General features: G+C 50.9%; 17 protein-coding genes. 6 read left to right on the plus strand and 11 right to left on the minus strand.

Annotated features, from left to right (window positions below):
* Positions 1 to 939, plus strand: a complete 939-nt coding sequence (locus ACFQ0N_RS21540; RefSeq protein ID WP_379330024.1) for a cache domain-containing protein — start codon at positions 1 to 3, stop codon at positions 937 to 939.
* On the opposite strand, the gene ACFQ0N_RS21545 is transcribed toward ACFQ0N_RS21540, so the two are convergent.
* Both ACFQ0N_RS21545 and ACFQ0N_RS21550 read right to left on the minus strand, forming a co-directional pair.
* Positions 920 to 2,692 carry a sensor histidine kinase gene (locus ACFQ0N_RS21545; RefSeq protein ID WP_379330026.1) on the minus strand — a complete coding sequence of 591 codons (1,773 nt, stop codon included), beginning with the start codon at positions 2,690 to 2,692 and terminating at the stop codon, positions 920 to 922. The genes ACFQ0N_RS21540 and ACFQ0N_RS21545 overlap by 20 nt on opposite strands.
* Positions 2,689 to 3,495, minus strand: a complete 807-nt coding sequence (locus ACFQ0N_RS21550) for a response regulator transcription factor (RefSeq protein WP_379330028.1) — start codon at positions 3,493 to 3,495, stop codon at positions 2,689 to 2,691. Before ACFQ0N_RS21550 ends, ACFQ0N_RS21545 begins: the two co-directional genes overlap by 4 nt.
* A 272-nt stretch (positions 3,496 to 3,767) precedes the next feature.
* Here ACFQ0N_RS21550 and ACFQ0N_RS21555 point away from each other — a divergent pair, with 272 nt between their 5' ends.
* From ACFQ0N_RS21555 to ACFQ0N_RS21575, 5 genes are read left to right on the plus strand one after another with little or no spacing between them, the layout of a single operon-like run.
* Entirely contained in the window at positions 3,768 to 4,676 is a 909-nt protein-coding gene (locus ACFQ0N_RS21555; protein WP_379330031.1) for an ABC transporter permease, read from the plus strand.
* 18 nt (positions 4,677 to 4,694) lie between these two features.
* The gene (locus ACFQ0N_RS21560) at positions 4,695 to 5,558 is read left to right on the plus strand and encodes a carbohydrate ABC transporter permease (protein ID WP_379330033.1); all 864 of its coding nucleotides are present in this window, start codon (positions 4,695 to 4,697) and stop codon (positions 5,556 to 5,558) included.
* Between the two features lie 45 nt (positions 5,559 to 5,603).
* Entirely contained in the window at positions 5,604 to 7,193 is a 1,590-nt protein-coding gene (locus ACFQ0N_RS21565; protein WP_379330035.1) for an extracellular solute-binding protein, read from the plus strand.
* Between the two features lie 12 nt (positions 7,194 to 7,205).
* Positions 7,206 to 9,017: a heparinase II/III domain-containing protein gene (locus ACFQ0N_RS21570; protein WP_379330037.1), complete on the plus strand. Its 1,812-nt coding sequence runs from the start codon at positions 7,206 to 7,208 to the stop codon at positions 9,015 to 9,017.
* A gap of 15 nt (positions 9,018 to 9,032) precedes the next feature.
* Positions 9,033 to 11,342 carry a helix-turn-helix domain-containing protein gene (locus tag ACFQ0N_RS21575; protein ID WP_379330039.1) on the plus strand — a complete coding sequence of 770 codons (2,310 nt, stop codon included), beginning with the start codon at positions 9,033 to 9,035 and terminating at the stop codon, positions 11,340 to 11,342.
* A gap of 360 nt (positions 11,343 to 11,702) precedes the next feature.
* Here ACFQ0N_RS21575 and ACFQ0N_RS21580 read toward each other — a convergent pair whose 3' ends face one another.
* The 9 genes from ACFQ0N_RS21580 to ACFQ0N_RS21620 form a co-directional block, all read right to left on the minus strand.
* Positions 11,703 to 13,343 carry a response regulator gene (locus ACFQ0N_RS21580; protein ID WP_379330041.1) on the minus strand — a complete coding sequence of 547 codons (1,641 nt, stop codon included), beginning with the start codon at positions 13,341 to 13,343 and terminating at the stop codon, positions 11,703 to 11,705.
* Complete coding sequence (locus ACFQ0N_RS21585; RefSeq protein ID WP_379330043.1) at positions 13,318 to 15,090, minus strand: cache domain-containing sensor histidine kinase; 1,773 nt, start codon at positions 15,088 to 15,090, stop codon at positions 13,318 to 13,320. The genes ACFQ0N_RS21580 and ACFQ0N_RS21585 overlap by 26 nt, the downstream gene beginning before the upstream one ends.
* A 136-nt stretch (positions 15,091 to 15,226) precedes the next feature.
* The gene (locus ACFQ0N_RS21590; protein ID WP_379330045.1) at positions 15,227 to 16,117 is read right to left on the minus strand and encodes a carbohydrate ABC transporter permease; all 891 of its coding nucleotides are present in this window, start codon (positions 16,115 to 16,117) and stop codon (positions 15,227 to 15,229) included.
* A gap of 16 nt (positions 16,118 to 16,133) precedes the next feature.
* Positions 16,134 to 17,054, minus strand: a complete 921-nt coding sequence (locus ACFQ0N_RS21595; protein WP_379330047.1) for an ABC transporter permease — start codon at positions 17,052 to 17,054, stop codon at positions 16,134 to 16,136.
* A gap of 90 nt (positions 17,055 to 17,144) precedes the next feature.
* Positions 17,145 to 18,779 (minus strand): type 2 periplasmic-binding domain-containing protein, encoded by a 1,635-nt coding sequence (locus tag ACFQ0N_RS21600; protein ID WP_379330049.1) that lies wholly within the window; start codon positions 18,777 to 18,779, stop codon positions 17,145 to 17,147.
* 575 nt (positions 18,780 to 19,354) lie between these two features.
* Complete coding sequence (locus ACFQ0N_RS21605; RefSeq protein WP_379330051.1) at positions 19,355 to 20,302, minus strand: nucleoside hydrolase; 948 nt, start codon at positions 20,300 to 20,302, stop codon at positions 19,355 to 19,357.
* On the minus strand, positions 20,283 to 21,212 hold the full coding sequence (locus tag ACFQ0N_RS21610; protein ID WP_379330053.1) for a carbohydrate kinase family protein: 930 nt from the start codon (positions 21,210 to 21,212) through the stop codon (positions 20,283 to 20,285). Before ACFQ0N_RS21610 ends, ACFQ0N_RS21605 begins: the two co-directional genes overlap by 20 nt.
* Before the next feature lie 13 nt (positions 21,213 to 21,225).
* The gene (locus tag ACFQ0N_RS21615) at positions 21,226 to 23,322 is read right to left on the minus strand and encodes an ADP-ribosylglycohydrolase family protein (RefSeq protein WP_379330055.1); all 2,097 of its coding nucleotides are present in this window, start codon (positions 23,320 to 23,322) and stop codon (positions 21,226 to 21,228) included.
* A gap of 24 nt (positions 23,323 to 23,346) precedes the next feature.
* Positions 23,347 to 25,467: an ADP-ribosylglycohydrolase family protein gene (locus ACFQ0N_RS21620; protein WP_379330057.1), complete on the minus strand. Its 2,121-nt coding sequence runs from the start codon at positions 25,465 to 25,467 to the stop codon at positions 23,347 to 23,349.
* Between the last annotated feature and the right edge of the window lie 12 nt (positions 25,468 to 25,479).

The raw sequence follows: 25,479 nt of genomic DNA on the forward strand, positions 1-25,479 counted from the left end.
ATGTTCCGCCGTTTGACCGTCCGGATCGTCCTGCTCGTGACTGGATCGCTATGGCTCGCCACGCTCCTGATCGGCACCTTCGCCTATCTCTACGCCGGAAAAACGATGACGGAACAAGCGCGCAGCGTCTTCGACAGCTATTTCAAGAGCAGCTCCGACAATTTGGCGCACGATCTGAACTACATCTTGGAGATGTTCCGCATGATCGGCTCCAACCCGCCGATTCGCCGGGCGCTTGACAGCCCCGAATACAATTCCCGGCTCCCCCACCAGTTGGACAGTCTGGTCGTCAATTCAACCTTGCACGCGCAAGGGGTGACGCTTTACAGATCCGGCGGTCCGACGTATACGACGAGTTTGACGTCCAATCCCCCTTCGCTGGAACAATTGAAATCTTTACCGGCATTCGCGGCCTGGATCGTGTCTCCGATCGAAGATCCGCTATGGTTTTGGCGAGACGCTGCGGAGGTACGTGAATTTTACAACGGCAAGTATGGCGGCGACGGCGTGATGACCATGGCGCTCAAACTGAATCATTCTTCCGCGAACGTGTCCGCTTACGTAGTCGTCGATTTCGTTCCGGCCGACCTGTTCCGCTTCTTCGAAACAAAAAACGCCCTGCTGCACGGCGCGGGCGTAGGCATTATGGACGGGAGCGGACAAGTGCTGGCCAGCAGCCGAAACTTGCCGTTGCAGGAAACCGGCGCTTTCTTCACCGCCGATTATCCGATTGAGAACTCCGGGTTGGTGTTGACTGCACGGCTGTCCGAATCGGCGGTTCGCAAACCTTTGGCGGATTTGCAGCGGTTTCTGCTTGCGGTCACCGGCTTCTTTTTGCTGTTCTCCGTAGCTGCCGGCCTATTGGCGAAGCGGCTGATCGTTGCCCCGCTGAGCAGGCTTTACTTGCGGATGAAAGGGTTCAAGTCCTTTCATCCTTAAGACCGATCAGTACGGTTGCCGTCGTTCCTTGACCCTGTACACTGCGGATCACGATACCGAACTGCGGCCCGTACTCCATCCTGATGCGCTCGTCCACGTTGGCGATGCCGTAACCTCTTCCGCTGTAGGTTTTCGGGATTGCGTACGACAGCTTGTCCGAATCGAAACCGATCCCGTCGTCCGTAATCTCGAACTGCAGCGCACCGGGCTGATGCTGTCCCCGGACCACGATCCGCCCGCGGCCGGACTTGGGCCCGATGCCATGGATAATGGCATTCTCCAATAGAGGCTGCAAAATAATTTTCAGCATCGGCAGGGCCAATATTTGCTCATCCACCTCATAGACCACGTCGAATTTATCGGGGTAACGGATGTTCTCGATCGCCACGTAGCTTTTTACAATGCCAAGTTCTTCCCCGACCTGAATGTACTTGTCCCCCTTATGCAGACTCAGCCGGTAGAAGCTGGCCAGCTCCAGTACAAGGCGCTCAATCTCCGTCTGTCTATTAATTTTGGCGATCCAGCCTATGGCATCCAGAGTGTTGTACAGAAAATGAGGGTTGATTTGCGCCTGGAGGGCGATCAGTTCTGATTCCCGCTGCTTGTCTTTGGATTCATTGTTGTGTGCGATCAACTCGTTGATCCGCACCACCATATTGTCGAAGCTGTGGGCTAGCACTTGCAACTCGTCCCCCTGATGCTCGAAACCTTGCGGCGACTCGATGCGATTGGACTCGTCCGCTCCTGCCTTGCCCAACCTGCGAATCTTTCCGAGCAGCCCGCGCAGCGGTTTGAGCGTCATGGCCGATAGATAGAAGGAGAGCAGGAGCACCGCAACCAGCAGAAAACCTTGGATCCAAGAAGAAAAGTTCTTCATCCGGTGTATACCTGCATACATTTTGTCCTCGGATGCGACATTGACAATCGCCCAGTGAACGCCGATCTGCTCCATGGCGCCGGACAGCTGATACGCCGAAACGGCATAAGACGGACCCCCGTCCAGCTGAATTTTCCGCATCCGCTTCCCGTTATCGTCGAATGAAGCCCAGGCCGCCCCCTCCGGCGTCCAGTCGTAGAGCACGCCTCCCAGTTTGCTCTTGTCGCCAGCGGAAATAATACGGTCTCCGTCAACCAGCACGGAGTACCCCCAAGGATGAATCGTATTCCGAATCAATTCATAAAGAGCCGTCTCCCGGATGTCCACCACGAGAACCCCCAGCTGCTGCCCGGTATAGAAGTTCTGGAATTTTCGTCCAAGCTGCAAATAGGCCGCCCCTTGCTCGTCCTTCCTGATGCCGCCCCAGACTGGCGTTGGAGACGAGCGAACGCGTTCGAGAAACGAACGCTCTAGTTCCCCGATTGAGGACGAAGCCGGGTATTCGTATATCGCTCCGTCTTCAGTCTCGATGTAAAGTTTGCCGACGACCTTCCAATCAATGATGGTTTCCGCCAGCAGTCCGTTCAGAGCAGCTTGCTTATCTTCCTTGTTCCGCTCCTTGCTGTTCAGCAGGTTGTAGATTTTCTGGTCGGTCAGCAACCGGATCGACAGCATATTCACCCCTTGAACGAGCAGCTCGATGCTGTTGCCTATCTTCTCGTAATTGACTGCCATCTGTTCGTCGATCGTATTTTTCATGCGGGTTTGCAAGTAACTCTCGGTACCACGAAGTATTACAGTGGAGAAAATCAGCAGCGCAGGCAACAGCACAAGAAGCAGCTTCGTGCGCAACTTCATCCGGCCGGGGCCGATCACGATTCCGTCCCTCCCGGCAGCGCCGCTTGCCGCTGATATTCCTTCGGCGTGAGCGCGACATGCTTCTTGAACAATTGGCTGAAATACTTCGGATCGGGTATGCCCACCTTAGCGCCCACCTCGTACACTTTCGTGCGTCGATCCTGCAGCAACAGCTTCGCCATATGAATCCGGTATTCCGTCAAATAGGCGTTAATCGTCTTATTTTTGTACTCTTTGAATATCCGCATCAAATAATATGGGCTGATATGAAGCCGATCAGCCAACTGATTGACGCTCAATTCCTCCATATAGCGCGCCTCGATCTCACGAACCGCTTCTTCGACAAGCAAATGGGACTGTGCAGCCTTCCGGTTGCGCGCCTGGCGGAGTGCCACAACCAGCCGTCCCAGCAGACGCTCCCGATAGAGCTGCTGCAGCAGCGAATCCTGGCGAATCTCTCCGGCCAGCTTGGCCAGCAACTCCTCCAGCTTGCCATTGTCCACTGGCTTTAGAATATAACCCGAAGCGCCGTAATCGACCGCTCCCTTGGCATAAGCGAAATCCTCGTAGCCGCTAACGACAACAAAACGCGTTGTGCCGGTCCTTCTCCGAACTTCACGCATCAGCTCGATTCCGTCCATAAGCGGCATCCTTACATCGGTGACGACAAGATCCGGTTGCATCTTCTCTATGCTTTGAAGCGCTTCCACTCCGTTGGCGGCTTCTCCCACCACTTCGTAGCCAAGTCCCTCCCAATCGACCGTGGCCCGAAGACCCATGCGGACCAAATACTCGTCATCGACAACCATTGCTCTTATCATGACGCTCCCCCAATGCTGTTCGCTTAAATTGCATCCTCTTCTTCTTTGGGAGAATGCTTGCATTCAATCTTATGTTAGTGATAGCCGGAATGATTGTCAACAGAACAAGTCTGATCTCAAATGGATGCCGCCTGCATTTCGGCCAGGTATTGTTTCTTTTTTTGCAGCCTGTTTCCTCATTTACAGCGCTCGTATATTTTGAAACTGTCGCTTTCCAAGGTTTCCTTTTATACTGGCCAAAACAACAGGATCGCAAAGAAAGGAGACCGCTAATGCTCAAATATCCCCTTACTCAAATCTGGAAAAGCAGGTACGCCTACCTCTTCATTATTCCAGGCATGTTATACTTCCTAATTTATAAATACGTCCCATTACTTGGCTCCGTCATCGCCTTTCAAAAGTTCAATCCATTCGAAGGATTCATTTATAGTCCTTGGGTCGGCTTTGAGCATTTTGCCCGCATTTTTGAAAACTCTGATGTGCTGCAGGTGCTCTATAATACTGTCATTCTTTCTTTTTTACAAATCGCTTTTGCTTTCCCGGTGCCGATCTTGTTAGCGCTCATGTTAAATGAAGTAAAGCATCAAACGTTCAAACGCTTTATTCAATCGATTGTTTACTTGCCGCATTTTCTATCTTGGGTTGTAGTCGTCGGCATCGTTACGATGTTTTTGCGCAGTGATGGCCTCATTAATCAGATGCTGTTCAGCTGGTTCGGGATCGAATCGATACCTTTCCTGCAAATGCCTGAGCTGTTCAAGCCGCTGCTCGTACTTGAAGTCATCTGGAAAGAATCCGGCTGGGGCACAATCGTATTTTTGGCTGCGCTTACAAGCGTGAATCTTGAATTGTACGAAGCGGCTATCGTCGATGGCGCGAATCGTTTCCGCCGTATTTGGCATATTACACTGCCTGCCATTCGCAGCACGGTCATTATCCTGCTTATCTTGCGCCTCGGCACCGTTCTGGACAACGGATTTGAACAAGTCTTTCTCATGTTGAATCCTTACGTCGATCATATCGGCAATGTCCTCGACACCTATGTGTACTACAAAGGAATTGAGCAGGCAGATTTCAGCTTTGCTACAGCGGTCGGACTATTCAAGTCCGTCGTTGGCCTTGTGCTTGTCCTTGCAGCGAATAAACTTGCCAAGCGATTTGGCGAAGAAGGCATTTATTAAGAGAAGGAGGCACAAGACATGATCGTCACAAAATGGGAACGATTTTTTAATGGCATTAACGCGCTGCTGCTTGTTATTATTGCATTAACAATGTTCTTCCCGTTCCTTTATATATTCACTATTTCTTTCTCCTCCATAGAGAGCTATCTCAGCAATGAGCTGCTGCTCTGGCCGGAGAAATTCGTCACCGACGCCTACCGTCACATCTTATCTAATGACCGGTTTATTCACTCGCTCGGTGTTACAGTGTATATTACTGTTATTGGGACATTGCTAAATTTACTATTCACAACGACGATGGCTTACGGACTATCCAAATCGTTCTATGGACAAAAAGCATTTATGCTTGGTGTCCTGATCACCTTTTTATTCAGTGCCGGCATCATTCCGACCTATCTGGTCGTGCGGGCAACCGGGCTGCTGGATACGACATGGGCGCTTATGCTCCCGATTTTGATCAGCCCGTGGAATTTAATTATTTTTCGCCAGTTTTTCCGCGGCATTCCGGAAGAGCTGTCAGAAGCTGCTCATATCGACGGGGCAGGCGAGCTCACAATTTTTCGTACGATTATCCTTCCGTTGTCGAAGCCGGCATTAGCGACCTTCGGTTTGTTTTATGCGGTAGCGCACTGGAATTCATATTTTACAGGTATTCTATATATTAGCGATTCATCCAAATGGCCGATTCAAGTGCTATTGCGGCAAATTGTTATCGTCAACGATTCAAATGCTTTGCAGCAGCAAGTGCTTACGAATCCTCCGCCTGCCGAAACGATCCAGATGGCGGCCATCCTGCTGGCGACGGTGCCAATTTTGATCGTCTATCCTTTCCTGCAAAAGCATTTTGCGAAAGGGGTGATGCTCGGTTCGGTCAAAGGTTAACACCGCTTTTGTTTAACTACAATGATCATTAGGGAGGTTCTTTCCATGCCACGACACACTACAATGCGTTTACTGACAGTTGCCAGCTTGTCTGCGCTGCTCCTTACAGCCTGCAATACGGAACCAAAAGAGACTGCAAGCCAAGGAAATGAAACGAAGCCGTCGCCAGCAACCGATAAGCAAAATGAAATGATCGACATCAGCTTTATGAATTTCGCCTATACGATTTTTCCGCCTAGCCAGAGCAAGGGTGTCGAAGCGATCAAGGAAAAATTCCATGCAAATATTCAAGCTGAGTTCATTCTCCAATCGGACTATAAAAACAAATTAGGGGTCGTGATGGCATCCGGCAATATGCCTGACGTAACGGCACTTACGGAGCTGGATTCCAACTTCTATAAATGGGCAAAGCAAGGCGCCTTTCTGCCATTGGACGACTATGTCAGTCAATATGAAACGCTTAAAAATATTCCCGAATCGATTTTGAATCAGTTTAAAGTCAATGGCAAGCTGTATGCGATTCCGATGTATTCGCCAACGTACACCTTTAGCGGACTCATCCGTCAGGACTGGCTCGACAATTTGAACCTCAAAATGCCGACGAACTATGAAGAATTGCTAAAGGTCGCGATCGCCTTCACGAAGGACGATCCAAATAAAAACGGCAAGAATGACACGTACGGCTTCGCGCTCGGCGAAAATATTAATCCTGGGCACAATATGGGCGCTTACTGGTCAGGTGCCTGGTATCATAAAAACGATAAAGGTCAGTACATTCCCGGCACCATCTCCGAAGGCCGCAAAGAGGTAATCGAAACGCTGCATCAAGCTTACAAGGAAGGCGCTGTTACAAAGGACTTCGCTGCCTTGAACTGGGCGCAAGTGAACAAGGAGTTCTACTCCGGCAATGCCGGTATTTTCATCGGGACCCCTAAAGGGATGATCGAGGATTACTACACTGGTCTGCTAAGTGTAAACCCGGAAGCGAAGCTTGTATCAATTCCATACTTCGAGGCGCCTGACGGCAAGCAAGGAAATTTGAATGGGCCTGGCTATCTCGGCATGCTCGCACTATCCTCCAAGCTGAAAGATCAGCCGGAGAAAATTAATAAAATACTCGAGATTATGGATTATGGCCGTGAATTTATTCCGATGTCCGAGCGCACGCCTGATAATGAAAAATTCGATTGGCTCATGGGCGGCGAGGAAGGCTACGAGATGATCGACGGCTTGCCTGTCCAAAAAGAAGGCTGGGAGGCTATCGCTCCGGTGCAATATATGCTGCATCGCCACGAATACTGGAATCCGTGGGCGCCGAGCAATGATGCGAACGAATATGAAAAAACGTATAAAAGCGCAGAAATGAAGGCCTTCATCCACTCGATTGACGAGATGGAAAAAACCTATAATCGCGATCCGTACGACGATCCAAGCTACGGCGTCTACTCCGAGACGAACTCGCAAAAAGGAGCCGAGCTGAACAAATATCTGATCGGCGAGCAGACGAAAATGATCGCCGGCCATCGCCCGATTGCGGAATGGGATCAAATGGTTCAGGAATGGATGGATCGCGGCGGAGCACAGCTTGTCGAGGAAATCAACGCAGGCATTGCGGAGCGAGATGCAGCGAAATAAGGAGCGGTATCCATGAAAAATCATTTTCGTTATGATGTTGCTGCCTATGAGCTTTTCCCTGCTCTGCAGCCAGAATTAAAGCAATGGTGTCAAGCCGATTATGAAGCTGAATTGCAAATTCGGATCCTGCAAGAGAAAGAAAAGCAAGAGCTGCAAGTCTATTTTTACCGCATAGGCTACACACTCGCATACCCGCTCCCGCTCGCTCGGCTTCCAGACATGATGCCTAAGGGTATTCCGCACCTCGCGGAATACCCTTGGAATGTTTGGCTGCTCTGGACACTCAGAGAGCGCTGGGACGTTTTGCTCGCAGCTTGGCACTATTACGAGGATGAGGACGCATGGCTGCTCTTTCAGCAAGAGCTCGCAGCGACGTATCATTGGGATACCATTAGCGGCCGCTCCGGTCTAGCAGAGTTATCCACAGGCCATCTTGCCTCCTATCTGGCCTATGCCCTGCAGCAGCCCGGATGGGATGAGCATTACAAAGCCCGCACAGCTGCATCCGCCGCCAAGCTGCTCGAACGCGGTCTGCTGCCCTATGTGCGGAAGGTCTGGCCTGCGGGGCAAGCCATTACGCTGGAGCAATTGCACAATATTAAACTTATTCTGCTTATAAGCACGACACATTTATGTGATGCGCTAAAGCTTCCTGTTGCCGATGAACTTGCAGCCCAGACGATGCAAGCGTTCCGTGTATGGGCTGATGGTGTTGCCAGCAAGCATTATTCCGAAGGGATTGCTTATGAGGGCTTTTGGCTGGAGACGCTGCTCAGCTGGCTCACTTGGTCAGAGCGGCTAGCGGCGCTGGATTCCAGCCTGCATGCCAGCTTAATCCGGTTTGCTCACAGCTCTTTGCACCTCGCCCTGCCTGGACGTCTCGATCTTCAGGCTCCGCTTGGAGATAGCGAGGCCGAGATGGGCTTCTGGATCAATGTCGTCATGCAAGTCGCCAAGCATACAGAGGATACCGCTGCTCGCTGGCATGCACAGCATTTGCCGCCGGCACGTATGCCAGCTTCGGCAATTATGCTCCGGCTGCAGCTGCAGTTGCTCGATGAAAAGGCTCCTGTTCCGTCAATAACGCCGCCTCTGCCTCTTGCCTATGAGCATCCGCAAGCAATGACCTTACGCACCGGCTGGCAAGAGCATGATCTGCTGGCTGCGGTCAGCGCCAGCCGTTATCCGCAGCATCATCTTCATCTGGATAGCGGTCATGTCGTTATCGGGACAGCGGGACGATGGTGGATTACGGATCCGGGTTATCAGCAATACCGGGAAGGCGCTGAACGCGATTTTACGCTTGGCCCGCATGCGCATAATGTCCCGGTCATTGATGGCCTTTCCCAGTCAGAGTATAAAGCGCGGCTCGTTGGATTTTCGAATGAAAGCGTTGACATCATGCTTGACCAGGCTTATTCTTTGCCGGACTTACGCCTGACTCGTTCAGTTCGGCTTAGTCAGGGCAGCCAACAAGGCAAGCGGCTAATTATTGTCCAAGATTTTATACAAAACGAGGGGCTAGAGCGGTCAATCTGTTATACTTGGCTAGGCGGCACTTATTTGAGCTGGTCCTTCGCAGCCGGCTGGGGCCGTCTTAGTGACGGACGGCATACTCTGTGGATCGGCTTATTTTGCCAAGAGCAGCAGCTCCCGGTCACCGCCGGGCAATTGCAGCGGCATGAAGGCAGTAGAGGCTCCCTTAGCTTGATTCATAACGGAGAGCTGCCGACAGGACAGTCGCGCTGGAATTGGGCATTCTGCTGGCAGCCGGCCGTGGAATGGACGCCGCCGTCTATAAAAACCGTTTTGAATTCCCTCTAAAAGGAGCGCGCGCCGATGTCAAAAGAGCCTGCACATACGCTTAAGAGTAAATGGAGCCTGCCCTATAATCGGCAATTGCTCATTTATTCGATCTTATTAAGTGTCATACCGGTTCTTCTGTTCGGTCTCATTTCATCTACGTTTTCCAAGCGGGCAATCCAGCATGAAGTAGATGAGAAGCAGCAGCTTACCTTGCAGCAATTGAAATATCAGGTTGATACCTTTCTGTACAACATCGAGTTTGCTTCTTTGCAAATTACGAATGATATGACAATCGAAAAATCACTGGACGTCGGCATCTCCATGGACAATCCGGTTGCCCTGCAAACGACGCTCGACATGCTCGAACGGGTGAAAAACTATCGCAGTTACTCCGACATCAATTACGATGTTACACTCGTTTACAACAAATATGATTACGTCTATTCAAGCCGCTACGGCATTATTCCATTACTGGAATTTCCTTATCGCAGTATAATTGAGGCATTGCCCAAGGTGATTGACCGCTATGTCGTCGTACCGCCTAAGGTATATCCCGATCAAGAGCAGCTTATTCTAGTGCGCCCGATTCAAAGCACGGCTGCGCCGGCCAAGGGCTTGCTTGTCATGGAGGTCGATGCCAAGCGGTTTTACCAGTTTTTCCAATCACTCAAGCTTAGCCATGGCAGCCAGCTGATGATTATCGACCATGAAGGGCGTATTGTGATGAGCCAGAATGAAACGCAAATCGGCTCAAAATTCCATACCTTGGTCGGCCAGGATCTCGAGCCTTTTCTGGGCAACGGGCCCGGCACCATTATTCAAATTAACGATACGCGCTACCGGCTCTCCCTTGAGCAGTCGAGCATGAACCAATGGACGTATATGGCGCTTACTCCGATGAACGAATTGATGCAAAAATCGCGGGCATTAAGTCAAATGACGTGGCTGTTCGTTGCTGGCCTGGCGATCATCTGGACTATTATTTCGTTTTTTGGTTCCAGAAAAATGTTCGACCCGCTTAAGCATCTGGCGGTCAAAATCAATCAGCAGAGCAAGCAGAAGCATGATGTGCTGCAGACCATCGATGACTATATTCAACGCTCGCAAGAGCTGACACAAAAATTGCAAGAGGAAATGAACAATCGGCTGCCAGGGATGAAGGAATATGTATTTCTGCAATTGTTAAATGGCGAAATATCCGAGCAATCCTTTCTTGAGCAAGCGAATAAATATGATATTCCGCTCGGCGGAAAATACTACTACGTCTGTGTCATTGCCATTGACCAGTTTATCGAATTTAAACAGAAGTATATTGGCAGAGACCGGGCACTCATGATGTACGCCTTGTCCAAAACCATTCAAGAGATTTGCGAAGAGCATCAGCCATGCTTTGTCGTCTCTCAGGAAACAGCCAAGTTTGCCTTTATCTATAATGCAAACTCGCAAGACTCCGAATCGGAGATGATTTTGCAGCAAATATGCGATAAAATCCGCGACAAAATCGATATGTATTTCGGCTGGTCGGTGACGATCTCGTTCTGCCGCGCAAGGGATAATCTGAAACAAATTCATAGCGGCTATTTGGAGGCGCAGGAATTGCACCATCTCAGCTTCTGGATTGGAAAAAATCGCACCATATTCAATGACAATCTGGATCATATGGAGCCAACGCTGCTCACTTACCGGGCATTGGCCAAAAACAAGAAGCTGCTGCTCTCCCGTCTCGCCGAAGGGGATCTGGAAGCGGCAGAAGCACAATTTTCACACATCGTCACGACCGTATTGGAGCCGGCCTCCAACTCTCCTCAGGCGAACAGCTTTTTCGTCCATCTTATCGGAGATGTCGACAGCATCCTGGAAGAGAGCGGCACTGACCTGGTGCGCCTGTTCGGGGATGAAATCTATCAATGGGTCTACTCTCATAAATCAATTGCCGAATATACTGAATGGTTTCAGCAAACGTTTTTCCCGAAGATCAGGCAATATCTCGGCTCATTGAACCCGGCTGAAAAGCAGTCGCTTATTCGTCAGACAACCCAATATGTCCAGCAGCATTTCGAATCCGATCTGTCCTTGCAGCTCGTAGCGGAGCAGCTTAACGTACAATCGTACAATTTGAGCCGCTACTTCAAAGAAGTGATGGACATGAACTTTATCGATTATGTCATCATGTTCAGAATGAACAAAGCTAAGGAATGGCTCACCTATTCGGATATGTCGATCAAGGAAATCGCCGAGCGGCTGCGCTACGCCAGCACCCAAAACTTTACCCGTGTCTTCAAACAGATGACAGGCATCCCGCCAGGGAAATATCGGCTCGATCAGCGGAATCAGGGGAATTAGGAGGAGGGACGGCTAGCGCCGTCCTTGGACAGGAGCAGAATAGCCCCGTTTGGCTGGGGATTTATTCATATTGGCCGACTAAATGGATTTTCTACGGTTAGTTTTTTGTTTTGTTCGCTAGATCGTCGGACTAGATGGAAAACCTACAGTTAGAATGGGAGTTAGAGATGGATAGACTCGATTTGGCCCGAACTAGCTGGATGATTTCCAGTTAGACTGCATAAATCGTCTGTTCTGGGTATTCTACCTGCATAAAATCCAGTTAGTTGTGGGCAAAGGAAGTCGAGATCAGATTTTAAGGTTGAGCCCTTCTATCTGATCGCTATCGGTTGCAAAAGACAGGGAAGGCGCCCGCCCCCTTCATCCCTGACCTGCCTGACGTCCGGCGGGAATCTCTTGTCCCTGCTTCACCTCGCCAGGCGTATATCCCCAATACTTGCGGAACACTTTGATAAAATAGCTGACATCACGGTACCCGGTCAACCTTGCAGCCTCCACAACCTTCATGCCGTCGGCCAGCCCCTTCATCGCTAGCTTCATTTTGCGCTCCAGCACATAATCCGAGAACGATTGTCCAATCTGCTGCTTGAACAGCCGCGACAGATAGGAGGAATTGACGTAGAGCTTCTCGGCAATCGTATGCAGGGAAATGTCTTCGTCCATGTTTTCTTCTACCAAGGCCAGCATTCCTCTCACCGCCTCATGGCAGTGAGTCGCATTGCGCATCTTCACATAGGCGGAAATACGTTCGACTGAACCGTGGAGCCAGCGGACAATATGCTCCTTCGTCGTCAGCCTGTCCGGCTGGCGCAGCATGTCCGCATACTCGCCCAATGCTTCGCGGACCTGCCAGCCTTGCCCCTGTATCGTGCGCACGAGCAGACTGAAAAAGTAAAGCACATATTCGAACACCTCATCTACTGATCCCGCTGAACCGATTCCGCGCACGATCAGCTCGTCGATCGCTTTTTTCGCCAGGTCGGCATTGCCCGCCTCCAGCGCATGCATCAGCCGTTTTTCGATGAGCGCATCGTACGGCATGCTTGCCTCTGAAGAAGCCTCCTCGCGAAAAGGAATAACAATATCAAGCCCGTACAGCACCCGTTCACGCAAAGCGCGACAAGCCTGCTCATACGAGCGGGAAATCAGCTCCGGCTCACCGCTCACGAGCCCGATGCCCGCACTTGCCGTTACCTTCAGCACCTCTTCTACACACCCAAGAAGACGTGAAGCATGCTGCTGCACCTCTCCGAGAAATGCATCTCCGGCCGCGCCGCCTTTATTTTCAAACAGAAGCACCGTCCTTCCCTCCAAATCGGGGAATACGACACATCCTTCAGCTTGCAGCTGGTGCTCCTCGGCAAGCTTCTTCAATGCAAATTGCAGCAAGGCCGTATCCTTGGCGGTAAAAGATTCTCCTGTATCCGGCAGCGGATCGGGATCAAGCACCACGACGGCAAATCCGTCAGCCCCCTCGATGGCGATGCCGAGCTCCTTACTTTTGCGCTGGATTTCCATCCGGTCATATTTGCCGGACACGAGACTTTGAAAGAACAGTTCGCGCAAGCGCGGCAAATGCTCCTCCCAGCGGCTCTGCAGCTCCGCTTGACTGTAATGGAGCGCCCTTTCCTCCCGCAGACTGTCCCGCGCCTCAAGCACCGCTTCCAGCAGCTCCGCTTCACTTGCCGGCTTGAGCAAATATTTTACGACACCGAGCTGAATCGCCTGCTGCGCAAAGCTAAAATCGTCATGACCGCTTAAAATGATCATTTTCGTCTGCGGCTGCTTAGCGGCAATATGCTTGGCTACAGTAATGCCGTCCACTTCCGGCATCTGAATGTCCAGCAGCGCAATATCCGGACGCAGCTGGTCAAACAAGCGAATCGCCTCTCGGCCGTTCTCCGCTAAGGCAATGACTTCAATGCCATGTTCATCCCATGGGATATAGTTAGCGATGTTTGTGCGCAGTCTTATTTCATCTTCCGCGATCATCAGATTCATCGTCACGTCCTCCTATCGGAATCCGTATCGTAGCTGTCGTTCCCTCATTTTCCCTGCTGTCAATCTCCATGTCGGCAGCCTTGCCGTAATGCAGCTTCAATCTGGCCTTCACATTCCATAATCCGTACGAAGTTTTCGCCGCACTTTTCGCTTCCGAGACGGCCAGCAGCGTATCGGCGTCAAGCGTGCGCAAATGCTCCTGTAATTCTGCAAGCCGCTGGGCAGACATCCCTTTGCCGTTATCGAGCACCTCTATACAAAGATACCCTTCCTGCAGCGAGCAATGGACAATTAACAAGCCGTCGCTTTGCTTTTTCTCCAATCCGTGCAAAATCGCGTTTTCTACCAACGGCTGCAAGATCAGCTTCAATATCGGCATATTCCGGCTGTCCGGATCGATTTCAAACCGCGTCTCGAATACATCCATATAACGCAGCTGCTGCACCCGCAAATAATATTGTAAATGCTCGATCGTCTCGGAGACGGTCAGCATCTCTTTTCCTTTGCTTAAGCTGAGCCTGAAAAACTTCGATAAATTGTACACCATATCGCTTATTTCGTGAGCATCGTAATTTTTAGCCGTCCAGTAGATCGCATCCAGCGTATTATACAAAAAATGCGGATTAATTTGCGATTGCAAAAATCGCAGCTCCGATTGAGCCCGCATAAGCTCTTGCTCATAAATATTTTTGATCAAATGCTTTTGCTCCCGCGCCATTTCATTGAAGGAGCGGTTCAAAAAACCGAATTCATCCTGCCGCCCTTCCGCCAGCTTCGCATTGAGATTTCCTAACCGAATTTGCTTCATACCTTGGGCGATAGCCGATAATGGAGCAGCAATCCCGCGGTAAACAACCCATGAAATCACCAATGTCAAAACAATGCTAACCGCAATAATGCCATACATAAACTGCCGCAGCTGATCGGTCTGCGAATAAATTGCCGCTTGCGGACGCTCCAGCTCAATCATCCAGCCCGAGCTTCTTCCTTTGACTGTCGCAGCGATATAAGGCTTGCCGCCGACTGTAGCCGTACGAAACTGCTGCTCGGCGTGTGCATTTTTGCCGCTGCCTGCTGTTTGCCCAACTGAAGAGACGACAAGTCTGCCTCTTTCATCGTACAGATGCACGCGATCCCCTTCGGTCTGCAGCAAGTTTTTCAACAAGGCGAGCAGCTCATTCTTTTTAATGGCGACGAGCAGCACATTGCTGCGGCTGCTGCGGTTGCTGCCGAACATATCCATCAAACGGACGATATACGCATCATTATCGCTAAAAAGGGTATCAGTTGCCGCTATGCCCGCTTCTTCCCGCGATAAATAAAAGTATTGTTGCTTGCTCTTCTGCTCCACCGCCTGCCGATACCAGGCCTGCTGCCGGTAACCGGGCTCGGTTCGCCCGCCAATTTTGGAGGAGACCAGCATACCGGAAGCGCCATGATAAACATCGACATGCGAAATAAAGGCATTGATTCCGTTTACATTGGATATTTGCGCAAGTACCTTCTGGAAATCCAAGATAGCCGAGTTCGTCAGCTCGTTGCCCTCGTATAACAAGTTTTGATTCAAACCCGGATCGGTTGAAAAAAGAATGGCAAGCTCCGCAATCGCGTTCACCGTCTGATCGATATACGCCATTGCCGTCTGCATGGCGCTGTTCATTTGTTCATTAACCTGCTTCTCCAAAATCGTCCGCGACTTGGAGACCCCATACAAGCTAATAACGACAAGCGGTACGAGAATGAGCAAAAAGTAGCTCGTTAATCTGACTTGTGTTGACTGAAAAAACAACCTTTTGCCATAACTCAGCCATCCTGCTATAACCTTCGCCTCCCTAGTACGCCTATAAAGCGTATTCGTCCTGGAAAGCCGGAACTCCTGCTTGTCAGCCTTTTACAGCGCCAATCAGCATCCCTTTAATAAAATACTTTTGCAAAAATGGGTATACCAGCATGACCGGCAATATCGATACGACGACAGTCGCCATCTTCACAGTCTCCGGCGGCAATGTATTAATTGCGGCCGCATTGACGATTTGCAATTCTTGGCTGACATTCGGCGTTTGAATCATATTGCGCAGCACGACTTGAATCGGATAGAGCGATTTATCGGTTAAGTACATAATGCCGCCAAAGTAAGTATTCCAGTGGCCTACGCCATAAAACAGGCCGAGCGTCGCCATAATCGGCATCGACAGCGGCAAAATAATCCGGGCCAAAGTGGCGAGATCGCCGCAGCCGTCGACATGCGCCGCATCTTCAATTTCAGAGGGCAGGTTTTCAAAATAAGTCTTCATAATAAGCATATTGAACGTGGAGACCAGTCCGGGAATGATCAGCGCTCCAAGCGTATTCGTCAAGCCAAGCCCGCTCACGATCAAGTAAGTCGGAATCATGCCGCCGCTGAACAGCATCGTAAATACAAGACCGAGCAAAATGAAGTTGCGCCCTGGCATCGTTTTTTTCGACAAGGGATAGGCCAGCAAAGTGGTCACCAGTAAATTGAGCGCTGTCCCGACAATGGTAATAATGACCGAAATTTTAAGCGCCTGCGGTATACGCGGGCTGGAAAAGATTTGCGAGTAAGCGTCAAAGGTAATTTTGGTCGGTATGACGACAAAGCCGCCATTTTTGAGCACCTCAGAAAACGGTGTAATCGACATCACCAGGACGTAGTAAAGCGGAAACAGAGTCGATAAAGCGAACAGCCCCAGCACAATATATATCATCACATCAACAACTCTGTCCCACTTCGTCTTATGCAGAAGAAATGTCATCGTAATGCCCCTTTCCTTACCATATTCCGGAGCCGCCGAAACGCTTGGCCAGCTTATTCGCCAAAAGAACGAGTGTAAATCCGATAATTGATTTGAAGAAGCCGGTAGCCGCCGCCACACTAAAATCCAACTGCTCGATGCCGCGCCGGAATACCCATGTATCGATAATGTCGCCAACCTCGTACACGCGCGCGTTTGCAAAGATATAGATCTGCTCAAATCCCGCATCCAAAATACTGCCGAGCCGCAATATAAGCAGCAGCACGATAACATCGCGAATGCCGGGAAGCGTAACATGCCACATTTGCCGCCAGCGTCCGGCGCCGTCTACGACAGCCGCTTCATACAGCTCCGGGTTGATCGCCGCCAATGCGGCCAAATAAATGATGGCGCCAAAGCCGGTATTTTTCCATAAATCAGATAAAATGAGGAGTGGCCGGAAAAAATCCTTATTGGTCAGCAGGTCGATCGAGCCCCAGCCGTTATCCCGGAACCAGGTGCTGATGAGCCCGGAATTGGGCGCAAGGAAAGCGAAGGCAAGGCCAAAGACGATAATCCACGATAAAAAATAAGGTCCGTACGTAATCGTTTGTACGATCTTCTTGAACCATCTGACCCGAACCTCATTCAACGCCAGCGCCAGCAAAATGTCAGGCAGCATGTTGAACACGATCCGGTAAATGCTGATGATGATCGTATTGCGCAAAATAATCGGAAAGTCTGGCGTATCGAACAGCTCCCGGAAATTATCAAAGCCAACCCAGGGGCTTCCCCATATACCCTTCATCAAGTTGTAGTCCTTAAATGCTATAATCAGACCGCCCATAGGCGCGTAATGGAACAGCACATAGTAGACAATTCCCGGCAGCATCATCAAGTAGAACCAACGAAACCGGAAAACCGTTTTCCATGTCGGGCTCATGCGGCTCACATTCATCGCTTGCTCCTTTCTGCTTTAAGCAGTCGCAAAGATTGTATGGTTTGAATAAGGGCGGGGAGCCTTATGGCTCCGCCGCCGTCATCAAATCTATTTAAACGTGTACGTTTGGCCTTGAATTTTCGATACTTGCTCCGCGTAGGAGCTGAAGATATCTTGGCCTTTATATTTACCCATCAGCTCTTCACGATACTCCGGCCATTTTGACGAATCTTTATCCTCCAGCAGCATTTGGGAAACCACTTTGCGCATCTGCGCGCGGAAGGCCCCCAGATCAAGCCCGGTAGGCGGTGCCACATTGCCGCCAATCGAGGCAATATATTTGTAGGATTTCACTTTTTTCACAATTTCGCGATCGCGGTCGGTCTCATTCGGATCCATTTTCTCCAGTCCCAGCACTTCAGGCTCATCCGGTGTAAACGCACCATAGATGCCAGTGAAATTGCCTTGCTCGACAATATCCTTCTGGAACGCTTCATTATTAATATGGATTTGATTGCCCTCTCTCGTGTAATGAACGCCCTCTTGACCATAATGCGTCAGCAGGAAGCCTTCTTCGCTGGCGAGCCAGTCGAGCACTTCTATACTGCGCTTAATTTTGTTTTCCGGCGTTGTTGCTCCGAACATGAAAGCATTGCCCGGCAAAATTTCAGAACCGACGCCTTCGCTGGCGAACGGATGGAATGGCTGCCAATCCACCTTTTCAGCTGTGGCTGCGTCATCCTTCAAAATTTCCTTTGTCCGCTTCTGAATACTGTCCGGATGGTTGTCGAAAGCAAATGCTTTGCTTGCTCCATATACGATGCCCGCTTTGCCCGAGACCGCTTTGTTGACGTTTTCCGGCGCTTTTTGCAGGAACCAGTCCGGGTCAACGATCTTCATATCAAGCACTTTGCGGATATCGTCGATGACAGCACCGATCCGGGCATCGCTTTGCGAGTCAATAAACTGCCCATCCTGCAGCATAAATGCGCCGTAAAGGCCGTTCTTGCCGTATTGCGGCCACTCCAGGCTAACCGTTGTTCCGCCGCCCGCTGTCGTAAAGCCGAATGTATCCGGCTTGCCGTTGCCGTCCGGATCCTGCTCGGTAAAGGCTTTCATCACATTGATCATGTCGTCATAGGTTTGCGGCATCGGCAGCCCTAAATTATCGAGCCAGTCTTTTCGCACATAATAGGAGATGTATTGCTGCTTCGCAAACGGGATCGGCGCCCGCTTGAACACATCCTGAACCTGGTAACGCTTCAGTTCATCCTCTTTCACCCATTTGAAGTAATTAGGCATTGTTGCTGTTGTCACATAGTTCGTCAGATCAACCGGAACGCCGTCCAAAATGTATTTGTTGGAGGAAGCGCCGTCGGTAATAAACATATCCGGCATATCGCCCCCGGCAATTAACAGGTTCAATTTATTGGAGTAATCGTCGCCAAGCTGCATATGAGTGATTTGCAAATCTACATTGAACTTCTCATCGATCGCCTGTTTTATAAAATCTTTATCTTTGCCAGGCAGCGCATAATTGTTGGGCGCGTCCACAAACCATTTCAGTGTAAGCTTCTCTGACGTTGCCGTATCCTTTGGAGCATTGTCTTTTGTTGGCGTATTATTCGGAGTATTTGTTTCTTTTTCAGCATTCTTTTCTGCATTGCTGCCTGTTGAACTGCTGCAGCCCGTTACCAGGCTAATGGCCAGCATAGCGGCAGCACCTGTCATCCATGCTTTCATCTGAAAACCTCCCTTTGATTTGCAACCGTTTTCATTATCATAATATATGTCCTGGATGAAAAATAGGAAAGGATCATGACATTCAGATAGGATTCTGATGACATCCATTATAACAATGCTGTGTCGAAACGTCCCGACAAATTCATTGCACTCTTACTTCAACAATTGAGAAGAAACGGCTGACGCCGTCCTTGGTGCTATCGCCAAGTTTTTTCTTCTAACACCGGAGTGTAGGGGGCAAAAGCTCTGAAGGAGGGTCGCCTGCAAAGTGATTTCATCATATACGGAAGCCACGGACCTTATTTCGTCAATTACCTTCCTTTTTGAAATCTAGCGGAAGTGAGCGATCTTAATTCGACGTTTTCTTGCGAAATCGGGCTCATCATCATCAAATAGGGGCTCACAGTTCCGTTACCATTTCAAATCGGTCGAATTTTCGCAAATAGCGGCTGTGGCATCCGTTAGATTAGGCCACATTCTGTGCTATTAAAAAAAGGATGCTCAGCTCGTAATCCAGCTGAAGCATCCTCTTCGTAATTTGGGGCATTGAACGCTGTCAGCCACAAACTGCAGCGCTAACCAAGTATAGTATGAAGAACGAGGTCGTTGAATCGTTTATAGTCCGCTTCTGCTGCGATGTTGATTTCAGGAAGACTGTTCCACGTATGATGATGTCTCGTATCCAGCACCGTCATGCCCAGCGTCAGTTCCCCTTTCGTTTCAACGCCTACCTTTCCGCGTATGCTGCGAATAAACGTCTCGTCGATTGCCGCCGCTACCGCCATCGAATCAATCAGCACACAATACGATTCGAATCCCCGCTTCGTAACGAACTGAATCATGTTGAGCAGAAAAGCCGCTTCTGGCTTATCCGATTTTCGCAGCAGCTCCAGATCCTCATCCGTAAAGTTTACATCGAAATGTGTAGCGACATCCAGTCCGATCGCTGTCAGCGGAACGCCGGAGCCGAATACGATTTCCGCCGCTTCCGGGTCAACATAGACGTTCCATTCGCTTTGCGGATTGTCCCCGGTCGCATTTGCCGCGGAATATTTATTTAGGCCGAAAGCGCCGGCGATGGCATATATCCCTTTAATCATCTCTTTAATTTCAGGACATTTGGTGAAGGCCAGCGCGATATTGGAGAGAGGACCGAGTGCGAGCAAATAAAGCTCGTTCGGGTATTTCTTGACCGTTTCAATGATTAAATCGACGGCATGCATCTGCTCAAGCTGCTTGGCAGGCTCAGGCAGAAACGCTTCTGCCTGGCCGTCAGCGCCATGTGTGAACGGATCGGATGCAAGCGGACGAACGAGCGGCTTCGCCAGCCCTTTTGCAACCGGAACATCCAGCCGGCCAATCAGCTCCAGCGTTTTCAACGCATTGACCGATGTCACATCGACATGATAATTGCCGGAGACTGTCGTGATTGCCTTTACATCCAATTCCTTGCTCTTGCAGGCAAGGATAAGCGCCAGCGAATCGTCCATGCCCGGATCGCAATCAATCAATACTTTTTTCATGTTCATTCCTCCCCATTTTGTTAAAAAGCCGGACAGCCCGTTCCCTCAGCTCTCTGTCCATTTTCATAGGCACTCCCTGCTGCTCCAAACAAACCGAAGCCGAAATACTGCCGATAACGCCTGCATCGTAAGGCGAATAGCCTTCACAGATGCCATATAACACGCCTGCAGATGAGCTGTTGCCGCCGCCGGTCGCGTCGGCCACCAACACATTCTCAACAGGCGGCACATGGACATGCCTTTGGCCGCCGATCATATAAGCGCCTCGTCCCCCATCGCGCAGGAAGATATGCGGCGTACGCCACGACTGAAATTCCGCAATCAGCTCATCTATCGACTCCCTTTGCAGCAGCGCACGTGCTTCCGTTCGATTAATGGAAAAAATATCCACATTTTCAGCGATCCTTTTTACGGCCGCAACCTGGCTGAAAACGGCGGAATCTGCATTTATCTCCCACAATAGCGTAAATCCGAGCTCGCGCTTCAACTGGCCGATATCATCCCAAAATTCAGGTATTGCCTCTTTAAAAATGTAAACGCCCTTTACCTTCGGACCGAGGGATGCCCGGATCTCGTCTAGCGAAGCCTCCATCAGCCGATAATGCTCGGGACCGTAGACCGGCGTTTCCACTCTTTCTCCATCTTCGAAATACGTAATGCGAGTGGTCGGCGTATGCTCCGCTTTTACAAGCAAATGCTCCGTCCGGAGCCCGTTAGCCTCGAACCACCCGCCATGCTTGCCTGCAAAATCTGCTCCTACTCCGGTCAACAGCGCGACATCATCGGTCCAAACCTTCACCCCGGCTAACGCGTACGTCCCTGCGCCGCCGAGCATTACTGCGGGATCGGCGCTTCCCCAATGTTCAATCTCATCCGTCACAGCCGTTGATATGATTGCATACTTCATCATGCCCGACTCCCCGTTAATCACATGTAATCGTAAATCCGTCGGCCACCATCGTGCCTTCCTCAATCAGGAAACCGGCCGCCCCTCCGGCATACAGCGCCTCCCCATCTGCCGCAAAGAGCAGTTGCTGCCCATCTATCGCCAAAGACAGCTCGTTTCCGCTTACTGTAAATTTAAGTTGATACAGCCGGTCCTCCTCATAAGTGTATGGCGCAGAAGCGAGCGTTCGCACCTCGCGATCCTTCCGGACGATAATGGACACTTGATTGCCGCCTTCAAAAACAGCGGCATAATATCTTCTGTGGCCATTGCTTCTTGCCGCCAAGCCGGCCCGCTTGTGGAGACTTAGCGACAATCGGGATTCCACCGTATAATCAGCCCAGTCAGCAGTACCGATTGTAGCTATTCCATTAGCCTCATGATGCGAGATGCAGAACGTATACTTGAAATCAGCAGCAAAGTGCTTGGCCGAGCTGGTCCAAGTCCGCAGCCAGAACGGATTCGTATTCCAAATGGAATTCATCATCATGCCCGTCTGGGCAAAGCGCTTTGGCGCGCCATGCCAATCGACCGATTTAAGCATAACATGGCCGTCAAAGCGCTGCTCCGAGCTGAACTCGTAGCCGATTCTGAAGATCGGCATGCCGTTCGTATCCGGAACCTGCCAGCGATGCGTTGTCTGTCCGCTTCCCAGGCTTTGCGCTTCTCCCATCGCAATCTTGACCGCATTGTCCTGATCATAATAAAGCACATACGGCGCAAAATGGAGAAGAGCACCTGCCGGATTGACGAATGTCGTTTCGACCGTCTGGCCCGAATAAAGGGTCGGACTGGCAACCGTTGAGAAATTGCTGGCGAGCTTGTCAAAGTCAATAAATGTTGGCGTCGATATCCGGCTGGATGTGCCTCTCGCCAGATGCCGGAATTTGGCGAACAGCCCATTCTGATTGGAACTTTCATTGCAATTGGACAGCTCTACGGCTGCCATCGCGGCATCCGCTTGCGGGCAAGGCGCAAATCCTTGCATCGAGCCTTTGAAATCGAATGAAAACTTCTTGTGCTGCGCTTTGTAATCGCGGCCTTTCAAACGATAACTGGCCTCGATGATTTTATGCGTTTCCTTCACCGCATCGGTAACGACCGATCCCCCGTCTGCCGTAACGACATACATCAGGTCCGCAACCGGCCCCCGGAAGTCCGCTCCTCGCCCGATTCCTTCCAGACCAAGACGAATGCCGTTCAGACACCCTACGTTGCCGGCATTGCAATCCGTGTCCCAGCCGGCAGAAGCAGCGATCATAATCGATTGCTGGAAGTCATCCCCGCCCAGCAGCAGAGCGGCGATAACCATAAGATGATTGGTGACGATCGGGCAGCAGCCCGAATAAACCTCATAGCCGTATTTGGGCTCCAAATAGGCTCTAACCTTGCGCCAATTCGTTTCTCTTGAGCAAATATCCCTCACGTCGCTGATCGCGCTGATCAGCAGTTCGCTGGACAAATACTTCATTCCTTTATCCAGAAGCCGATCGATGTTTTTCTCGGTGAAAGCCATTGCTTGCATCGCACCAAGGAAGCAGGCTGCTTCTACCGCAATGCCGTCATGGCTGACGCTGGCCGACTGCTTAATAAGCTGCACCGCCAAATCCGGATCGTCCGGACACGACATCGCGATCGCATCAATAAAAATTTGGGCGCCGATCTGCTCAGCCAGCGTTCGGCCATTCAAGGCAATCGAGCCGCTCTGCGGCGCTTCCACGCCGCTCTTTAGCCTCAGATACGCCGTATGCTCCGTTGACCTGCCAAGCCCTCCCCACCACAACACCGTCTTATCCTCAATGATATAGTTCAGCCAGGCATCGCCAAAGCTCCTTGCAGTGATGTTACGATAGTCGTTATCCTTCAGTGTCCGGAAAAATCCGAACGTCCCCGATATATCGTCGTCAGCGACAATTAGCGGAACGCCGCATTTATCATGGACGTAGAAATGAAGCTCGCCGAACTCTTGTTGAATCTTCTCATAAGCCCATCCCTCTACAGGCCTCCCCAAGTACACGCCGATAATTTTGCCGAGCACGCCTGCATAGATCGCTTCTGAATAATCTGCTGCCATTAAGCTCTCCCTCCCAATCTGCCATTAAACGATGGCTTCAACTTTAAACCCGTTTGCCAATATAGCCCCTGATTGGACGATAAAGCCGGCCCCGCCCGAGCTGTACTCACCATCTTCCGCAAAGAGCAGCGTCTGCCTGTCCACAGTCACACTGAGCCGTTCTCCCTTCAATTGAAAGGAAACATCATAACGCATATCCAATTGCAGATCAAAGGGTGCTGCGGCCAGTTCTGTGAACAGGCCATCCTTGTTTTTGCAGATCGCTACCCGGTCTCTTGCGAACAATACAGCATAATATCTGCGGTGGCCTTTGGCTCTCGCTACAAGTCCGGCCGATTGCTGGTTGGTAAAAATCAACTGCGATGATACTGCATAATCATCCCATTCGATAGAACCGATCGTTGCCACGCCATTCGCAGCCGGATGGGAGATCGAGAACGTTTCCGCGAAATCCGGGTTGAAGTTTTCGATCGAGCTCATAAAAGCCTTCATCCAGGTTGTATTAGTCGTCCATGGCGTCAGGCTGGGCGTCAAGTCGACCGCTTTTTTCATTTCAAACCGGCGGGGAGCGCCCGACCAATCCAAGTTTTTGACAATAACGGCGCCATCAAGCCGTTCCTCGCTGATGAGTTCAATTCCGAGCCGGAAAATGGCTTGTCCTGCTGTATCCGGCAGCTCCCAGCTTAATGCATTCATGCCCTGCTTAAGCTGAAACACCGTGCTTTCGTATTTCTTAAGAACATCGTCCTGTCCGTACACCTCAATAAACAGCTTCAGTTGCGGTGTCCGCGCCTCCCTGCATTCGACATCCGCACGAACGGTCTGCGTCGCATAGAGTGCCGGGGAAGCAAGGACTTCGAAGTAGCTTGTCCCTTCCTTGCCCCTTGATTCCAGTTCGACAAAGGTATCGACGGCAGCTGCGGCATAATTGCCTTTGGCCAAATGGCGGTAGGCGATAACGAGCCCGTTCTCATGCTCAATTTCGTTTAAATTATAAATGCTGGTTGCCGCCTGCTCCCCGAGCGGGTCGTCATAGATCATAAATCCCTGCGTAGAGCCGGGATATTCAAACGCAAACCGGCTTAGCTCAGGCGGGAGCGGCTCACCCGCCAGCGCCCTCGCCGCCCGCACGATTTTTCTCGTCTCGTTGACAGCGTCTGTTATGCAGCTGCCGCCATCAGCAGACACGACATACATCCGGTCGCTGACCGCTTTGCGGAAATCCGGCCCTTGCGCGATGCCTGCAAGTCCAAGCCTAATCCCGTTCAAGCACCCGACATTGCCTGCATTGCAATCGGTATCCCAGCCGGCCGAAGCGGCGATCATAATCGATCGATGGAAATCGTCGCCTGCCATGATCAGCGCCATCAGTACGACCAGATGATTCGTTACCATCGGGCAACTGCCGGGATATTGGTCATAGCCGTGATTAGCGGCAATCCATTCTCTGACGGTACGCCAATCATCGGTCTGGGCGCATTGTTGGCGCAGCTCCTCTATCAGCAGGGCAAGCTGCGGATTATCGATATGCGAGAGGCCGTTATCGATTAGCTTATGAATATCACGTTCTGCGAAAGCGAGCGATTCCATACAGGCAAGCAAGCAGGCCGCATCGACGGCGATGCCGTCATGGCTGACGCTGGCAGCTCGCCTGGCCAGCCGCATCGCCTGCTCAGGCCGGTTCGGGGAGGCCAGCGCCCAGGCATCGATAAAAATTTGCGCTCCGATCTGCTCGGAGATACTTCTCCCGTTCAGCTGGCTGGAGCCGCTTTCAGGGGCGTTTATCCCGTTCTTCAGCCTTAAATACGCAGTATGTTCGGTCGAGCGAAAGAGGCCGCCCCACCACAGCACCGTCTTATTTTCGATAATATAATTCAGCCAGGTATCGCCGATTTGAGCGGCAGACAAGTCCGCCGCATAGCCATTGTCCTCCAGCGAGCGAAAGAAGACGAACGTGCCGGAAATATCGTCGTCCGGGACAATAAGCGGCACGCCGACTTTTTTGTTCACGAAATAGTTCACATCTTGAAAGGAATCCCTGATTTGCTCATAAGTCCAGCCTTCAATCGGCCGCCCCAGATAGACGCCGATAAGTTTGCCTAGCACGCCTGCGTAGATTTGCTCCTCATACTTGGATACTGACATGCTTCACCTCAC

The sequence above is a fragment of the Paenibacillus sp. GCM10027626 genome, from assembly GCF_042676285.1.
GTDB lineage: Bacteria > Bacillota > Bacilli > Paenibacillales > Paenibacillaceae > Paenibacillus_Z.

Excerpts from the sequence above, each read along its gene's own strand:
- ACFQ0N_RS21540 (WP_379330024.1), top strand. The coding sequence starts at position 1 with ATGTTCCGCCGTTTGACCGTCCGGATCGTCCTGCTCGTGACTGGATCG.
- ACFQ0N_RS21550 (WP_379330028.1), bottom strand. The coding sequence starts at position 3,495 with ATGATAAGAGCAATGGTTGTCGATGACGAGTATTTGGTCCGCATGGGT.
- ACFQ0N_RS21555 (WP_379330031.1), top strand. The coding sequence starts at position 3,768 with ATGCTCAAATATCCCCTTACTCAAATCTGGAAAAGCAGGTACGCCTAC.
- ACFQ0N_RS21560 (WP_379330033.1), top strand. The coding sequence starts at position 4,695 with ATGATCGTCACAAAATGGGAACGATTTTTTAATGGCATTAACGCGCTG.
- ACFQ0N_RS21565 (WP_379330035.1), top strand. The coding sequence starts at position 5,604 with ATGCCACGACACACTACAATGCGTTTACTGACAGTTGCCAGCTTGTCT.
- ACFQ0N_RS21570 (WP_379330037.1), top strand. The coding sequence starts at position 7,206 with ATGAAAAATCATTTTCGTTATGATGTTGCTGCCTATGAGCTTTTCCCT.
- ACFQ0N_RS21575 (WP_379330039.1), top strand. The coding sequence starts at position 9,033 with ATGTCAAAAGAGCCTGCACATACGCTTAAGAGTAAATGGAGCCTGCCC.
- ACFQ0N_RS21580 (WP_379330041.1), bottom strand. The coding sequence starts at position 13,343 with ATGAATCTGATGATCGCGGAAGATGAAATAAGACTGCGCACAAACATC.
- ACFQ0N_RS21590 (WP_379330045.1), bottom strand. The coding sequence starts at position 16,117 with ATGACATTTCTTCTGCATAAGACGAAGTGGGACAGAGTTGTTGATGTG.
- ACFQ0N_RS21595 (WP_379330047.1), bottom strand. The coding sequence starts at position 17,054 with ATGAATGTGAGCCGCATGAGCCCGACATGGAAAACGGTTTTCCGGTTT.
- ACFQ0N_RS21600 (WP_379330049.1), bottom strand. The coding sequence starts at position 18,779 with ATGAAAGCATGGATGACAGGTGCTGCCGCTATGCTGGCCATTAGCCTG.
- ACFQ0N_RS21605 (WP_379330051.1), bottom strand. The coding sequence starts at position 20,302 with ATGAAAAAAGTATTGATTGATTGCGATCCGGGCATGGACGATTCGCTG.
- ACFQ0N_RS21610 (WP_379330053.1), bottom strand. The coding sequence starts at position 21,212 with ATGATGAAGTATGCAATCATATCAACGGCTGTGACGGATGAGATTGAA.
- ACFQ0N_RS21615 (WP_379330055.1), bottom strand. The coding sequence starts at position 23,322 with ATGGCAGCAGATTATTCAGAAGCGATCTATGCAGGCGTGCTCGGCAAA.
- ACFQ0N_RS21620 (WP_379330057.1), bottom strand. The coding sequence starts at position 25,467 with ATGTCAGTATCCAAGTATGAGGAGCAAATCTACGCAGGCGTGCTAGGC.